10 protein-coding genes are annotated in these 17,749 nt (G+C 38.3%); 9 read left to right on the top strand and 1 reads right to left on the bottom strand.

From position 1 onward, the window contains the following. The 9 genes from BM179_RS15230 (at position 1) to BM179_RS15195 (ending at position 16,237) form a co-directional block, all read left to right on the top strand. Positions 1–1,812 carry a RagB/SusD family nutrient uptake outer membrane protein gene (locus tag BM179_RS15230; protein WP_092018007.1) on the top strand — a complete coding sequence of 604 codons (1,812 nt, stop codon included), beginning with the start codon at positions 1–3 and terminating at the stop codon, positions 1,810–1,812. Between the two features lie 751 nt (positions 1,813–2,563). Further along, a complete protein-coding gene (locus tag BM179_RS15225) occupies positions 2,564–3,523 on the top strand; it encodes a glycoside hydrolase family 43 protein (RefSeq protein ID WP_092018006.1) in 960 nt (319 codons plus the stop codon). A gap of 52 nt (positions 3,524–3,575) precedes the next feature. Then, positions 3,576–5,144: a glycoside hydrolase family 43 protein gene (locus BM179_RS15220; RefSeq protein ID WP_092018005.1), complete on the top strand. Its 1,569-nt coding sequence runs from the start codon at positions 3,576–3,578 to the stop codon at positions 5,142–5,144. 207 nt (positions 5,145–5,351) lie between these two features. Next, a complete protein-coding gene (locus BM179_RS15215) occupies positions 5,352–7,319 on the top strand; it encodes a family 43 glycosylhydrolase (protein WP_092018004.1) in 1,968 nt (655 codons plus the stop codon). A 2-nt stretch (positions 7,320–7,321) separates the two neighbouring features. Further along, complete coding sequence (locus tag BM179_RS15210) at positions 7,322–8,173, top strand: sialate O-acetylesterase (RefSeq protein WP_092018003.1); 852 nt, start codon at positions 7,322–7,324, stop codon at positions 8,171–8,173. Positions 8,174–8,280: 107 nt separating this feature from the next. Continuing rightward, positions 8,281–10,206: an alpha/beta hydrolase-fold protein gene (locus BM179_RS15205; RefSeq protein WP_092018002.1), complete on the top strand. Its 1,926-nt coding sequence runs from the start codon at positions 8,281–8,283 to the stop codon at positions 10,204–10,206. Between the two features lie 382 nt (positions 10,207–10,588). Beyond that, positions 10,589–12,475 carry a peptidase U32 family protein gene (locus BM179_RS15200; protein WP_092018001.1) on the top strand — a complete coding sequence of 629 codons (1,887 nt, stop codon included), beginning with the start codon at positions 10,589–10,591 and terminating at the stop codon, positions 12,473–12,475. A 950-nt stretch (positions 12,476–13,425) separates the two neighbouring features. Further along, positions 13,426–13,572 (top strand): hypothetical protein, encoded by a 147-nt coding sequence (locus tag BM179_RS25360; RefSeq protein WP_177219420.1) that lies wholly within the window; start codon positions 13,426–13,428, stop codon positions 13,570–13,572. Between the two features lie 217 nt (positions 13,573–13,789). Further along, entirely contained in the window at positions 13,790–16,237 is a 2,448-nt protein-coding gene (locus BM179_RS15195) for an AsmA family protein (protein WP_092018000.1), read from the top strand. A 92-nt stretch (positions 16,238–16,329) separates the two neighbouring features. Here BM179_RS15195 and BM179_RS15190 read toward each other — a convergent pair whose 3' ends face one another. Next, complete coding sequence (locus tag BM179_RS15190; RefSeq protein WP_092017999.1) at positions 16,330–16,917, bottom strand: DUF4142 domain-containing protein; 588 nt, start codon at positions 16,915–16,917, stop codon at positions 16,330–16,332. Between the last annotated feature and the right edge of the window lie 832 nt (positions 16,918–17,749).

Below are 17,749 nucleotides of genomic sequence, written 5' to 3'. Positions count from 1 at the left end.
ATGAAAAAAATAATTGGATTAACGATATTTACCTTCGCAACCCTGTTTAATTATGGGTGTGACTCAATATTAGAAGAACATCCTCAGTCACAGATTGTCCCTTCATTTTTTAACAGTTCCGCTGGTGTATTAGGAGGTATTGCCGGGGTTTATAATGATATCAGAGGGCAGTGGGGAACAGAAGGGTTTACAATTGAGATGCAGGCTGCAACCGATGAGTTTATTCAGGGAGCAAGTAGCGGAGGAGGAGCAACCCATACTTATAACGGGCTGAACGGAAGTAATTTTGGTTCTGCATGGGGAGCTGCTTTTACGGATATTAATACGCTGAACGGTGTATTGAAATATGGTCAGTCAATTGATTTGCCGGATGCAACTAAAAAACAATATTTAGCTCAGGCCAAATTCTTGCGGGCATTTTGGTATTTTTATCTGGTACAAACCTGGGGTGACGTTCCCTTACATACCGAATTTATTACGGTTCCGTCTCAGGCTGATTCCAGACAACCGGTTGCTGATGTGTACAAACAGATTATTCAGGATTTAACAGAAGCTGCAACTGATTTGCCAAATACTCCGACTGCACCTTTTCTTGGAAAAGCGGCTACAAAACCGGTTGCTCAGTTATTGCTGGCAAAAGTGTATTTAACCAGAGGGTGGTTGAATTCCTCCAATGATGATTTTGCACAGGCAGCTAATATCTGCAGTGATATTATTGCCCAAAAATCAACTTATGGACTGGATTTATGGCAGGATTATGGTGATGCCTTTGTACCGGCCAATGATTATGGTAAAGAAACAATGTTTGTAAGTGACCATTTGTTAGATCCTAAATATGGTTATTATAGTGTAGGTGGTGCTGCCGGCGGCGGTGCTGCACAGAACTTAAGCCCATGGTTTACTAACTGGAATTATCCGAATAATAGCGGTGTTAACTCTTTCGTAAATGCCGGAAACATTGTTAATAGTGGAACATCCGGGATGATCAGAGACTCATATTATGGTCGTCCATACCAGCGCATTCGTCCAAACAGCTTTAAATGGTCTTCCGGAGCAAATTCCGGGAAAAATTATTTCCTCGATCAGGCTTTCACTAACCGGGATGCTGATTCAAGATATGCTAATTCATTTTATACAGTATATATAGCTAATACTTCTATCACTAACAGTGCTACTGCGGCAAATAATAAAAGAGGTATTTCTTTCTCAACAACTATTGGCGTTGATACTGCTGTCTGGCTGCCGGATTATGAAGTAGCCGGAGCTCCGCAGTTTGTGGGTTCAAGACCATTCAAAGGCATTGTTGTACCGCCGAGTTTATGGAAAAGTGATCTCTTTCCTGCTCTGAAGAAGTTTATGGATCCGAGCAGAGGAGCAAACTTCAATGATCCGTCTACCAGGCCTTGTGTATTATATCGTTTTTCCGACGTGTATTTAACTGGTGCAGAGGCCTATTTTAAGAAAGGAGATTTGTCAAAAGCTGCCGAAATGATCAATGTAATCAGACAAAGAGCATCTTTTAGAAAAACGAATACTTCTGCTCAGAATGCCCTTGCAGCCTCAGCACTGACAATAAAGGCGAGTGATGTTACTTTGGATTTTATTCTGGACGAAAGAAGTCGCGAGTTTTTTGGAGAATGGCAAAGATGGCATGATTTGGTTCGTACAAAATCGCTCGTGAGAAGAGTAAAATCATGGAATCCGGAAGCAGCACCATATATTCAGGAATTTCATACTTTACGGCCAATTCCGCAATCTCAGATTGATCGTGTTACAGAAGGGCCAAAATTTCCACAAAATCCCGGTTATTAGGGCTTAATAAATTATCAGGACTGCTCCGGATTTTTTCGGGACAGCCCTGATAATTTACTTTCTTTTTCCGTGAAAAATCTATTTGTTTTGACACTTTTCTTAGATACAGGCTCATTTTTGTAACGTAATTGATATTTATTTGACTATTTCAATCTTACTGAACATTTGGGAAGCATATTTAGTAATTTGTGCTACGCAATATTTTATTCATTCACTTACTTTACACCATTAAAGAAATCCCGATCGGGGATTGTCTTGAAAGAAAAGCATGTTCCTGAAAAAATGGGAGAATGGGCTATAATTAAATAAGCGTTTAGTTCAATTCTCCTGAGACTAAATTACGTATATTAGTGACCGAACGTATTGATGCGCATACTTACAGATGTATGAGCATTAACAGTTGATATTGTCGAGTGAATGAAAGAGATAAACTTCAGAAGCCTGCCAAGGTAATCATAAAATCGAATTCAAACACAAACCTGCGTTTATGATAACCATATGGTTGAATAAGCCCGGCTTTTCTATGGCAAAAGAAAATGAAAAAGCAGGTTTAGTGATTTTTCAGAATGAAAGGCATTTCTATTTCATGCCAAATCCTTAAATACCAAAATTGCAGGAGGTTTTATTACCTGTGTTGAAAGTATGTAACCTCATCTGACAAAGGACGTAATAATTTAGCCTCTTTTAAATGTCTGAAATATAAAGGGGAAGGCCCATTTTTAAATAGAGAAGTCTTAATACAAAATTTAGAATGAAACAATTTACAGTCATAATGTATGCTTTACTTGCATATTTTTCAGCCGGTAAAGTACTTGCTCAGAATCCTGTTATTAAACATATTTTTACTGCTGATCCGGCACCGTTGGTACATGATGGTATCATTTATTTATATGTTGGTCATGATACGGCAGCTGTCGGGGTGGAGTCATATAAAATGCCTGACTGGCATGTACTTTCGAGTACTGATATGGTCAATTGGAAAGATCATGGTGCTAAATTAAGTCCTGATGTATTTTCATGGTCGTCTGGTGGTGCTTTTGCAGCACAATGTGTTTTCAGAAATGGCAAATTCTACTGGTATGTTTCAGTAAATCATAAAAGCAATGATGTGAGCAAAGGCGGCTGTGCTGTAGGTGTGGCCGTTTCCGACAGCCCCGTTGGTAACTTTAAAGATGCACTTGGCAAGGCATTAATTACCAATGAAATGACCACCGATATGAAACACTCATGGGATGATCTTGATCCGACTGTTTTTATAGATGATGACGGACAAGCCTATCTCTTTTGGGGTAACGGGAGCTGTAAATATGCCAGATTAAAAGAAAATATGATAGAACTGGATGGCCCCATAAATACTTTCAAGCCGACTGATTTTACTGAAGCACCCTGGGTTTATAAACGGAATGGTTTGTACTATCTGGTATATGCCGCCAATATGCCTGAAACCATTGAATATTGCACTGCATCTTCACCAACAGGCCCCTGGACTTATCGGGGAGTAGTCCAGGATACTTCTGTAAATAGCTTTACGACTCATCCGGGTATTATTGATTATCGTGGTAAGTCTTACTTTTTTTATCACAATGGTGTTTTGCCTACAGGCGGAGGCTACCGCCGTTCTGTCTGCGTAGACTACCTCTATTACAATCCTGACGGAACTATTCAGAAAGTTGTGCAAACCACAAAAGGAGTTGAGCGCATAAAAGAATGAAACAGGTAAAAGCTCTTCCTGAAAATATTAAACGATACATATATTTATTCCAATGATAAAAAGACTTTTTGCAGCTATTGTTTTTTTTGCTTCGCAAAGTTTGATAGCGCAGGTAAAACAAGCTCAAAACCCGATCATTTTTGCCGATGTGCCGGACATGGCTATGATCCGGGTCGGAGATACCTATTACATGAGTAGCACAACCATGCATATGAGTCCGGGTGTGCCGATTATGAAATCAAAGGATTTGGTCAACTGGGAAATGCTTGGCTATGCTTATGACACGCTGGCCAGTATCAATGAACTGAATTTAACAAACGGAAAAAATACTTATGGCAGAGGTTCTTGGGCTAGTAGTATCCGTTATCACAATGGCATTTATTATGTAACAACTTTTGCACAAACTACGGGTAAAACACATATTTATACTACTAAAAACATTGAGAAGGGCCCATGGAAAGCTATTTCTTTCGGACCTGCTTACCATGATCATACTTTGTTTTTTGACGACGATGGCCGGGTATATTTGATTTATGGCGGAGGCAAGCTCAGGCTGGTAGAATTAAACCCTGATGTTTCCGGAGTAAAAAACGGAACAAACGAGCAGGTAATTATTGAAAATGCCAGTTCTCCTGCCGGAGCAAATACCGGGTTGCCATCTGAAGGCTCTCAGCTCTTTAAAGTAAAAGGCAAATATTACTTATTCAATATTACCTGGCCAAGGGGCGGTATGCGCACGGTGGTCATTCATCGTGCTGATAAAATTACCGGACCCTGGGAAGGTAAAATAGCTTTACAGGATTTAGGTGTGGCGCAGGGAGGCCTGATTGACACTCCCGATGGAAGATGGTATTCGTACCTATTCCGTGATTATGGAGCCGTTGGGCGTATTCCTTATCTTGTTCCGGTAAAGTGGGTAGATGGATGGCCGGTATTGGGTGAAAATGGCAAAGTCCCGGAGAAATTAGACCTTCCTGCCAATAAAAGTTTAATCCCGGATATTGTTGCTTCCGATGAGTTTACCCGTAAAAAAGGTGATCCTTCTTTGCCTTTAGTTTGGCAGTGGAATCATAATCCGGATAATTCACTTTGGTCTGTTGCTGAAAGAAAAGGCTTTTTACGACTAAAAACAGGCCGTATAGATTCGACATTTCTTTTGGCCAGAAATACCCTTACCCAACGTACCATAGGCCCGGAATGCTCAGGTATTACTTCGCTGGATATTTCAAATATGAAAGAAGGTGATTTTGCCGGTCTTAGCGTATTACAGAAAAACTATGGTTTAGTTGGGGTAAAAGTAATTAACGGTAATAAATCAGTCGTGATGATTAATGCAGGTTCCGGAAAACCAGTTGAAAGCCCGGGCATACCGCTTATTCAGAAAACAGTATATTTCAAAATTGAATGTAATTTCAAAGAAAAAGCAGATATAGCTTATTTCTATTACAGTCTCGACGGTAAGTCATGGATTGCCATCGGCGAACCACTCAAAATGACTTATACTATTCCACATTTTATGGGGTATCGTTTCGGGTTATTTAATTATGCTACCCGGCAAGCAGGTGGATTTGCGGATTTCGACTTTTTCCATATTGAAAATCAGATTTCAAAAGAACATTAATCTTGTCAAAATAATGATCATACCCATCTGTTATTCCAAATGGTTTATCCAAAATGCTTAAAACTAACATCTTTTCTGAAATAAGCTATTTGGAAATCAGAGTGTTTCAACCTGGTTATGCCCATTAAAGTATAACAGCCTCATTGACTGTAATAGGTGGAACGATTTGGGTTATCAGAAGTGAATTTGAAATTAAACCATAGTATCATGAAAATTACACATCTAAAAAATAAGTGCTTAAATTTTACTGTAGCTTTGTTATATTGTTTTAATCTGAGCGTATCCGCGCAAAAAAAAGCTGATAAATTCGACAATTACAACGCCGTAAAGACCTTTGTAAATCCCGTTTTACCCGGTGACCACCCGGACCCGACCTTATTAAAAGTTGGAGATGATTTCTATCACTGTGGTTCAAGCTTTCATTTTACACCTTATATGCCGGTTTATCACTCCAAAGACCTTGTTCACTGGAAAGTAATTAGTCGGGTACTGCCACCGCAAAAAGCTCCCTGGGTAACAGACAAACCCTCAGCCGGAACATGGCAGGGAGCAATTACTTATTTTTATGGCTCTTATTGGATTTATTTTTCAGCAAATGGTCAGTGGTTTAGTAAAGCGGATTCTCCGCTGGGTCCCTGGTCTGAACCGGTTCAGGTGAAATCAAATCCTCAAACCGGACCTTTAGGCTATGATAATTCTATTTTTGTGGATGACGATGGAAAACCTTATATGGTCATTAAAAACGGGCAAAAAACCAATCGTTTACAAGAATTAGGAAAAGACGGGCAGTTAACCTCATCAGTAATTGACCTGGACTGGATCAATGCCAGACTGCAATATAGCTGGGCTGAAGGCCCGGTAATGTGTAAACGTAATGGTTATTATTACTACTTTCCGGCAGGGGATGTGTCGGGAGGACAATATGTTCTGAGAGCCTCTGCATTAACAAGTGATTCAACGAAATGGGAGCGACTGGGTGAATTTTTCAAACCCGTCACAGATCCCGGGGTAGGTTTCCGCCGTCCTAATCATATTGCAGCACCGATCCAGTTGGCTGATGGTACCTGGTGGACTATCGGGCAAAGCTACGAAAAATACGACGGAGATGACTGGTCTGGCATGGGTCGTCAGACATCTTTATACCAGGTTATCTGGGAAGGTGACAGACCCTGGGGAGTACCTCCGACCTCCTTACCGGTTGCCAGACCTGCTCTTCCCCAATCGGCGGATTTATGGAGGAGTGTAGATTCAGATGAATTTAACCAGACATCATTGGCACTGAGTTGGCACTTTCTCAGTAAAAAAGATGCCGGCAGATATTCTTTGGATGCAAAAAAAGGATGGCTGCGTCTTAGTCCTGACAGCGCCCGTACCAGTATTGTACAAAAAGAAACGGATCACTTTTACTCAGCTGTAACAAAGGTTGATATAGATGCTTCTGAGCCAGATCAGCAAGCCGGAATTTATATGACCAACGGGGATCAGACTGTATCTGCACGCCTTTACAGCAGTTTTGACAAAGGCAGGAAAATCATCTTTCAGTTTGATAAAACATCTTATGCTGTTCCAAATACTTTCGGGAATATAGTTTGGCTGAAAATCACCAGAAACCAGCATGATTTAACAGCATACGCAAGTGGCGATGGTAATAACTGGATAAAAATAGGGGAAAGTATAAGTCTTGTTAATCTTGATAAAGCTCAGCCTAAGTTTAATTCCTGGGTTGGTACGAGCCTGGGTTTGTTTGCAGAAGGAAAAACAGCTGATTTTGACCTTTTTGTCTGCAAAGATGGTTTTTCTGAACTCCCTGTCGCTGGATACAGTAATTACTATGGTGTAGAAAAAGTAAAAATTGATTCAGAAGAAGCTGTTACCAATACTTCAGATTTGGGAGGATGGCTGATGATTTCAGGGCTTGAGCTGGGATATTCAACAAAAGCTGTTTCACAGATTCAGGTACAGGTAATGGCAAAATCAAGTGGAAAAATAGAGATTTGGCTTGATGATTTGAGTACAGGCAGGTTGATTGCAACCATACCGTTTTCTGAAACTAATAATTCCTGGAAAATATTGACACAAAAAATAAAAGGCGTTTCAGGACATCACGACCTCTTTATCAGATTTCCGAAGGGACAAAGTAAGTTATTAAACATCAAAACTATCCGGTTTAAATAGCAATGAAAAAGAAGAGATTATATTTTTTAGTAGTCATTAATCTGTTAATTACAGGTTTTAATGCTTTTTCTCAAGATAAGAACTTTTATATTTTTCTTAGTTTCGGGCAATCCAATATGGAAGGAAATGCCAGATTTGAGCCTCAGGATACCCTTAATGTCGATAAACGTTTTCAGGTATTGGAAGCGGTTGACTGCCCTGATTTAGGTAGAAGTAAGGGGAACTGGTACACCGCTGTTCCTCCTTTATGTCGTTGCCGTACCGGACTGACACCAGTTGATTATTTTGGAAGAACCATGCTTGCCAACCTTCCCGAAAAGGCAAGAGTAGGCGTTATTAATGTTTCGGTCGGAGGATGTAAAATAGAGCTTTTTGATAAGGAACATTATGAATCATATGTAACTACTGCCCCGGATTGGTTAAAAAATATGGTAAAAGAATACGATGGGAATCCATATGGCCGATTGGTAGAAATGGCAAAGCTTGCACAAAAAGACGGTGTGATTAAAGGCATTCTCTTACATCAGGGTGAATCCAATACGAATGATTCACTCTGGACTAAAAAGGTTAAAGTAGTATATGATAACCTGATAAAAGACCTTCATTTAAAAGCTAAAAAAGTGCCTTTGCTGGCAGGGGAAACTGTAAACGCCGATCAGGGAGGTATTTGCGCAAGTATGAATAAAATCATCGCTACATTGCCGAAAACAATCAAAAACGCCCATATAATTTCATCAGGCGGTTGTACAGATGCAGCAGACAACCTGCATTTCAATGCAGCTGGATACCGAGAACTTGGTAAACGTTATGCTGTAAAAATGCTTTCACTGATGGGATATAGTTTTAAACAGTAATGAGAAGCAATTCGGGATCATTAGTCTCAGAATATAAAACTGACTCCCGGATAATTTACCTGTTGGGTATAAAATGGAAAGATAATTAACCTTTTAACAGTGAAAATATGAAAAAAGCAATAGTAAGTTTTTCAATATATTTTCTGGTAAACCTGATGGTTTATGCCCAGAAAATAGAAAAAGAAGGCCCCAATGGTTTCGATCAGATAAGAGCGGATATTGCCAGAGGTACTTTAGATTCCATAAAATATGAGTCTAAAACCGTAGGAACTATCCGAAAAGCTTTAGTATATACCCCACCCGGTTTTAATAAGAAAACAAAATATCCGGTATTATATCTTTTACATGGGATAGGAGGTGATGAAAAAGAGTGGCTCAACGGCGGCAAGCCTCAGGTAATATTGGATAATTTATATGCTGAAGGAAAAATACAGCCAATGATTGTAGTAATGCCCAATGGACGTGCAATGAAAGACGACCGGGCCATGGGCAATATTATGGCCCCTGACAAAGTACAGGCTTTTGCTACTTTTGAAAAAGATTTATTGAATGACCTGATTCCATTTATCGAAAAAAAATATGCGGTTTTAACAGACCGGGAAAACCGTGCAATTGCCGGACTTTCTATGGGGGGAGGACAATCTCTTAATTTTGGTTTGGGAAATTTAGACAAATTTGCCTGGGTAGGAGGTTTTTCATCTGCTCCCAATACCAGGATTCCGGAGGAATTAGTGCCAAATCCTGAAGAGGCTAAAAAGAGACTTAAATTACTGTGGATTTCCTGCGGCAATAACGATGGATTGCTTTCATTCAGCAAACGAACTCATGATTATTTATACCGGAATGATGTGCCACATATTTATTATATCGAGCCCGGGGTTCACGATTTTAAAGTCTGGAAAAACGGTTTGTATATGTACTCTCAGTTTTTATTCAAACCTGTAGATATTTCGTCTTTTACTAAATATACTATTCTGGGTACTCCTGCCAGTACCAATATTCGCAATGCCCAGTATCCTCAGATTCTGCCCGATAATCGAGTCATATTCAGCGTGAAAGCTCCGAATGCTCAGAAAGTACAGATTGATTTAGGAAAAAAATACGATATGTCGAAAGATACCAGCGGAGTCTGGTATGTAACCACTGACTCAGTAAGTCGCGGGTTTCATTACTATTCCTTGCTGATAGATGGCGTAGCACTTGCTGACCCGGCCAGCGAAACTTTTTACGGGATGGGCCGACAGGCAAGCGGTATTGAAATTCCATATAAAGAAGGAGGTTTTTATGCTTTGAGAGATGTTCCTCACGGAGATATTCGAATTAAGAAATATTTCTCAAAAGCCAGCAACTCCTGGCGTGAAATGTACATTTATACACCACCCGGATATGATAATTCTACTGAAAAATATCCCGTTTTGTACCTGTTGCATGGTGGGGGAGAAGATCAGCGTAGCTGGGCAGCACAAGGACATACCGACCTCATACTGGATAACTTAATAGCGGGACAAAAGGCAAAACCCATGGTAATTGCTATGCTTGATGGTAATGTTGGCGGGCCGGGTGGGATCGCTAATTTTGGCGAAGTACAGTTACGGGCTTTTGAAAACGAATTGAAAAACGGTGCAATTCCTTTTATAGAAAGTAATTTCAGGGTAGAGACAGATGCCCGGCATAGGGCTTTGGCAGGTCTTTCGATGGGAGGGTTACAAACACTTTATGCTGGCATCAGGAACAGTGGTATGTTCTCTTATTTGGGTGTATTCAGCTCGGGATGGTGGGCAAATAATCCTAAACTATCAGATCCTCAGTATGATTTTATGAAAAATAATGCAGGAACAATCAATACCAACCTTAAAGAATTATGGATTTCGATGGGAGGAAAAGAGGATATTGCACATGATAATTGTAAAATAATGCTGGAAAAATTTGATGCAATGGGTATCAGATACAAATACAGCGAATATGCCGGGGGACATACCTGGCCCGTCTGGCGACACGATATTTTCCAGTTTTCGCAGTTATTATTCAGATAAATTAAACAATACTAACATCCGGCATTCCTTTTTGGTTTGTCGGATGTTGTATTTTAAGTTAGTTTAAATCTCGCTTACAGGCTGAAAACAATAATCTGTATCACTCTCAAACCGCTTTCAAAGGATAATCAAGCTTAATCCGGATAAAACGCCAAACCAAAATTCAGAATATCCCTTTCTGAAAAACCTTCAATCCCATACAACTACCTTATTAATTGAGTTCAAAGAAACGTAAAGTGCATCATTGTGTGTCAATCCGGGCACGGGACTTACCTGAAATCATAAGATAATTCCGCTGGAAAACTATTTTTCCTTAAGTATTTTCTAATTTTGTATTTTTATTGAAGTAAATTATAAATTATAGTGCGTTGCGAAATATCGTATGAGAAAGAAAATTGAAATTCTTGCACCTGCCAAAAACCTGTATCAGGGTATGGCTGCAATTAATGCAGGGGCTGATGCAGTATATATTGGTGCTCCGCTGTTTGGTGCCCGTACCAATGCCACCAATTCTGTGGAGGATATAGCTGAAATGGTAAAATATGCACATCTTTTTAAGGCGCAGGTTTTTGTCGTTATCAATACGATATTATATGATAACGAATTAGAATTGTGCAGAAAACTGATATATGAATTATACGATATAGGTGTTGATGCGTTGATTATTCAGGACATGGCAATTATGGAGATGGATTTGCCGCCGATTGTCATTCATGCCAGTACTCAGGCAAACAACAGAGATGCAAAGCATGTCAAATTCCTGAAAGATGCCGGAATGAAACGGGTTGTTCTGGCAAGAGAACTGAACCTGGACCAGGTCAGAGAAATCAGTGAAGCAACGGATGTGGAGTTGGAGTTCTTTGTTTCGGGAGCCCTTTGTGTTTCTTTTAGCGGTAATTGCTATATGAGTATCGCCGGGGGAGAACGTAGTGCAAACAGAGGTTCCTGTGCACAAAACTGCCGTTTACCTTATCAGTTAATTGATGGTACCGGAAAAACCTTAATTGCCAATAGCCATTTATTATCAATTAAAGATTTGGATCTGAGCGATCAGCTTCCCAATTTGATAGAAGCGGGTGTTACTTCATTTAAAATAGAAGGCCGTTTGAAGGATATTGTTTATGTTAAAAACAATACCTCTTATCTGCGGAAGAAATTAGACGCTTTTTTAGAGAATAACAACAAATTTCAAAAGGCTTCTTCCGGCAGAACATTCTACAATTTCGAGCCGGAAATGGATAGAAGTTTCAATAGAGGATATACGGACTATTTTGTAAATAAACGTAAAGAAAAGATAGGCTCCTGGGAAAGTCCTAAATCGCAGGGGCAATTGATAGGTAAGTTACTTGAAGTCAGGACAAATGGCTATGTAATTGAAAACTACGAGAAATTAAATAACGGGGACGGTCTGTATTTTATCAATGAGAACGGAGAAGCGGACGGTGCGCAAATCAACATTATAGTCAATAATATTGTCGTACCAAATACTTTTAAACCTCTGCCGGTAGGAACAATCATTTATAGGAATTCAGATGCTGAGTTCAACAAAATGGTTGAAAAGGAGAATAGCGCCGTTCGCAAAATCGGCGTTTCATTAAAGTTTACCGAGACAGAGGATGGATTCCGATTATCAGCTGTTGATGAAGACGGACATCAAGGTGTGGCTGCATTTCAAACGGTAAAGGAGTTAGCTAAAAACCAGGAATCCGTAATACCGAATATTAAAAAGAATCTGGAAAAAACTGGCAATACCCCATTCATTGTCGATGAAACTGAGGTTGAAATTTCAAATAATTGGTTTCTGCCGATCTCAAAAGTAAACGAAGTAAGAAGAGAAGTGCTTGATCAACTGGTTGACATTCGTGTAAAAGAGTATCATCGGGAAGAGTTTCAGATCAGTAAGACAAGCCATCCGTATCCTGTACAAAAACTTGATTTTATGTACAATGTTTCAAATAAAATGGCGAGAGCATTCTATAAGAGACATGGTGTTACTGAAATTGAAAAGGCATTTGAATTACAATGGGATCCGGGAAAAGCTCGGGTAATGACTACCAAATATTGCGTCAAATATGAGTTAGGGAAGTGTGCGAGGTTCCAGCGTGATACAATGGGTGAGAAATTGGTAGAACCTTTAACACTGAAGCATGGTGAAAATGAGTATAAACTGAAATTTAATTGCAAGCCCTGTGAAATGGAAATCTGGGAGAAAGATGCCGAATTAGAATTTGAAGACGAAGATGAGCAACTCGGCTATTCCTTTAAATAAGAGTTATAGCAACTGATTATAGCAACTGAAATTTAATCAAAAGCCCTTTCATTTGGAGGTTTAAGTACTCCGGATGAAAGGGCTTTTTGATATCACAACGTTATCTTTAGGGATTTGTAAGTATATTCAGGCTTTGACAGGCTTGCCTGTGACGAGCAATTTCAAATCACAATCAGGGGGTCCATCGTTTGAGCCCATGCTGGTCCACGAAATTCCTCTCCCAAGAACTATCTCCTGACTGCAATCAGATAACAAATGTTAAGTATTTGATATTTAACAGGTTTTGAAACTTCTTTCTCAATATTTAGCAATCCAACGTTTCTTGATTTATGATAATTCATTTCTGTTTTCAGAAAAGAATTTTTGCGTTTGAAACATAAAGCCTGCTATTAAGTAAGATTCTGTTTTCAAGATACTTATGGATTCTGATTTATGTATATTTATGAAAAATTAGTGTGTAAAATTGTTATCTGAAATTGCCCTGATGGCTTCCGTTGGGGCATTTTTTAACAGTTTTAAAATCCTTCAGATGGATGATTCTCTTGCATAGTTTTATGAAAGAAAATACAAAGAGCTGAAAAAATAAAGAAACGGGATTGTCTGATTATTTATGGCTCATCCTATAAACCTGAAGGTGGTGGAAATGAGCAGATTAGATTGTTGGAGGATATGTTTTTACATTGAAAACCCGCAAAAGTACCTGTAAACAAGGCTTGGCAGATGATTAAATTTGTACTACTTTTTAGTGAATTTGAAATTTAGATGTGACTAATTAATACTTACCTCGTTTAAAATCCTGGTGAGAGTAACATAAAAATTTATTCTGCTGGTGAATTAGTACATTAAAATCCTGCTAAACCTATTTAAACTATCAGGATTATTATAATTGCCTGAAAGGGGCATAAACCTAAACTTAACCCATAGAACATTCATTAAAACATTAAGTAATTATGGCGAACGAGCGTATACAAAATCTCCATGATGTCAGTGAAAAAACAGAAAAAAGACAAGTTAGTGTTCTGGTTTGGGGACTGATCTCGGTAATTTGCTTTATCATGTGGTGGACCATTTTTTCGTCAATTATGGGCAGACTTTAACATTTACTCCCGGAATAGCGTTTTTAATAATCTGAGAATCCGATGGGCCAAAGCCATCGGATTTTTTTTGATCTGTCATTTACTATAATGAAAGTCCGACACATTGTTTTCAGGAAAGATTGGAGCAATGGATTGATATGAAGCCATAACATAATTATTAATTTCTGCGAAAAATTGGTATCTTTTCATATCATCTTCACACTACTTCTCTAAATCAATGATTCGTAAGGTTTTTAAAATTATCACGATATGCCTCCTGGGGGTCTTTCTGACACTTGCCGCGGCAGGAATATGGGTTTACAGGAATAAGGAACTGGTTTTTGTAAAGGTTAAGGAAATAGTTAACCGGCAGATCAATGGTAAACTTGAAGTCCGTGATTATAATTTTACACCCCTTCGGAATGGCATTGGCTTTACTTTCTCCCTTTTTGATATCAAACTTCAGGACAGCCTGTTTAAAAAACATCAGACCAATCTTTTTGAAGCAGAACAGGTCAATATTACCCTCGATACCCGTTTTATCTTTCTGAGAAAACTGATCGTCAGAAGTCTGAATGTCTCGAATGCCAGACTCAATATTTTTACCGGAAAAGACGGTTACACCAATCTTTCTGTTTTTTCCGGAAAACATGAAGATTCAGCAGAGGAAAAAGATCAGCAAAATCCTGATTTTATTGAAAGTGTAAGCCTGATAACTTTTGAGAATTTTCAGATCCATCAGATAGATTCCAGTTCTCAGAAATATTTCGGGACATCTTTTCATAAATTAAGCAATACCGTAACCAGAAAAGGTACTGCCTGGCAGTTAAAAATGGACGGGCATTCCCGATTTAGCGGAATGGTTTTTAATGCAGAAAACGGTGCTTTTTTGAAAGACCAGGAAACCAGATTGAACCTTTCCCTTGCTTTTGATGATAAGGACCGGAAGTTGATTGTTGACCCATCTTCCCTGGAAATTGAATCCGGAGATAAAATCGGGATTACCGGACTGGTTGATTTCAATCCTGCCGCTGAAAAAATAAAGCTCAATTTCGAAACCAATAAACTCGAGTTAACCACAGCTTTAAAACTGTTACCTAAGAATCTTCAAAAATCTATCGGAGATATCGGTATCAATCCGAAAGTTACAGCCAATGTGCATCTGAATGGTTCTTTAAAGGGAGGTACTCCGAATCTTGATATTGATTTTCTGGCACAGTCGTTTCATTATAAACTTCCTTTGGGCTTTTTTCATAATTTGGATACAAAAGGATCTTACTCTAATCATGTTGATCCTGAAAAACCTGTCAGCGATGCTAATTCAAGAATTATTGCGAATGGAATCAGCGGTTTTTTTGAGACCTTTCCGGTTAAAGGAGATTTGGTGATTAATGATCTGCTTTTTCCAAAAGCATTTATAAAAGGTAAATTAAGAGCTGATACTTCTTCCCTGAATGCCCTGTTTGATCCGACCCGATATTCTGTGAAAGAAGGCCATGCTGAAATGACTTTTCAATACAAGGGAAATCTTTCGGAAATGTTTAACATGAAAACCAATAAACTGAACGGCAGTTTTAAGGGTAATGTTTTGTTTAAAGACATTGGAGTCAATTATATTCCTCAGAAAATAAGAATCGGAAAACTGAACGGACTTATTGTTTTTGATGAAAAACTGATAGTAATACCTGATTTAAACTTCCTGGATGGGCAAAACAAGCTATTTGTAAACGGAAAAGTAGAGGGCCTCTGCCCTTATTTGTTTAAAGATGATGAAATACTGAAAGCTTTTGTAAATATCAGAATCCCTGAATGGAAGCTTAATTGGGTGGAAGTTTTGCTTAATTCCAATAAAACCAAGGTGGTTGATAAGCCTAAAAATACTAAATTTAAATTATCTGAAGTGCTTGATAAAGCAGTTAGTAACATCAGAATCGAGGCGAGTCTGCAATCAGATCACCTGGAATACTTTAAGCTGTCTGCCAGAGATGTTAGGGGGAAAATGAATCTGACCAGTAAAAAGATAGAATTGGAGAATTTTTCATTGAAGGCCTGTGGCGGTGCTGTGAATATTTCCGGAGGAATTGACCATTTGGATGCTAATGGTAACCCGGAGCTTCATGCCGAAGGAAAACTAATCAATACTGATGTTCATTCAGTATTCGGGGCTTTTAACAATTTCGGACAAAAGGCTATTACAGATAAAAACATCAGAGGTAAACTTTCGAGCGAGTTTAAATTCAGGGCAAAACTCAGACGGGATGTGTCATTGATTCAGAATTCTATGGATGGAAAGTTATTCATTGACCTCAACAATGCCGAAATAGTTTCTTTTGAACCGTTCCTTAAAATGAAAAAGATCATTTTTAAGAAACGCAAATGGGAGGAAGTTAGATTTGCCCCAATCCGCAATAATTTTGTGCTGAAAGGAGGGGAGATTGAGATAAAACCGATGCAGATTGAATCAAATGTTCTGACGTTTTTTCTGGAAGGAATTTATAGTTTTGGAGATAAAACCGATCTGAGTATCCAGATTCCGCTGATGAATCTGAAAAAACGTGATTCTACTTATCAATTCTCCTCCTATAATCCTGAAAAAATCGGAGCCAACATCTTTTTAAGAGCAAAACAGGAAAATGGAGAAGTAAACATTAAACTTGATCTTTTGAAGAAATTCAGGAAGAAATAGAATATTTTAACCTTGTTTAATTTATTAAGCAGAGAATTCCCGGATTTACCTGAAACCCGGGAATTCTCTGCTTTTAAATAAGATACATGAATCTATTTATTGTTGCTTTCCTTTTCAATTTCTTCCGCTAATTCTTTATGTTTTATCAGCACTGGAAGTGCTTTTGAGGCAAAAGCTTTCAATTCTGCATCATTTCCCTGATCGGCAAGCACCTGGAACTTTTCAATATCTTCCTTGTGATCTTCCAGTAAGACATCCATGTATTTTTTGTCGAAGTTTTTACCGTTTTCGGCAGTTACATCGATCACCAGTTCCTGGTGTTTATTAATCAGCGATTTAGGAAGAACTATATTTTTATCACTTGCCAGTTTTTTAATCTCCTTGCTTGTGTTTGAATGCTCTTTCACAATCATTTTGGCTAATTCTTTTATTTTAGGAGAAGTAGCTTTCCAGGCTGCTACTTTAGCCAATTCAACTTCCATCATATTACCGCTGGCAATTTCAATCACCGAATTGGCATCAGTTTCTTTGGCTTTTGCAGAAGAATCGGTTATCGCCATAGATTCAATTCTTCTTTCGTTTTGCTCCTGAGCTGAGTCTTTAGAATCCGTCTTTGAATTACATGAAGCTAAGCCTGTCATAAGGGCAATTGTTCCGGCTAACAAATATCTCGTTTTCATAATAATACATGTTTTGATTTGGTAAAAAACAATTTCTATGTTTCCTTATCCAAAAAGAACATGCCAGTTGCTATACAGATATCTGATAAAAAGCTCCGAAACTGGCACGGAATGTGATAGGAATCATTCATATTTTGATTCGTTAAAAATGTGCTCAGAAGGAACTCAGCATAGATTCCGGTGTTTTTCGGGACTAAAACGGAATGAAGAATAACTGCGGATATTGTTTCTGTGAATTCTTGTTTTTCCAAAAAAAAGATAACTCAGGAAAATGATCGTTTTTGTCCAATTTTGAGAAATTAGCTCTACAATACATTCAGGAAAAAATTAAAAAATGTTATTGTATTGTTAAAACAAGAATCTTTTTAACTAATCGAACTTTACGTAGTTTTTAGGACTAAAAATCAGGTAAAATTGCCTATTTTTTGAAACAGATTCAGGTTGTAAATTTATCCCGGAAATTATTATTAACGCACACACCGGAAATTGATATGATAGGCGATTATAATTATGACAGAATCTTAAAGAGAAGGGAGCAGAGGCAAAAGCGAAAATTCAGGAAGAAAGTAATAACCGGACTCCTTGCTATCGTTTTAGCTGTAATATTGATTAAATTAATACTCGGACTTTTCTTTTAAAATACGACATACTGAGCCACAAGAAATTATTTTGGGGTAAATAGCTTTTTTTTCAAAAAAATAATAACAAAAGAGTATAAATTACTGTTCTTTAGAAATAAATTACAGTCAGGTTATTATTTTTGTAATGCTTGCTATTTTTCGCTTAAATATAAGAATTCTTGATGAGTAGATTTTTTTTAAAGTTGCCCTTA

The organism is Pseudarcicella hirudinis, from assembly GCF_900115665.1.
GTDB lineage: Bacteria > Bacteroidota > Bacteroidia > Cytophagales > Spirosomataceae > Pseudarcicella > Pseudarcicella hirudinis.
The sequence above is the reverse complement of the archived record's forward strand: the minus strand, read 5'-3'. Positions and strand labels throughout refer to the sequence as shown.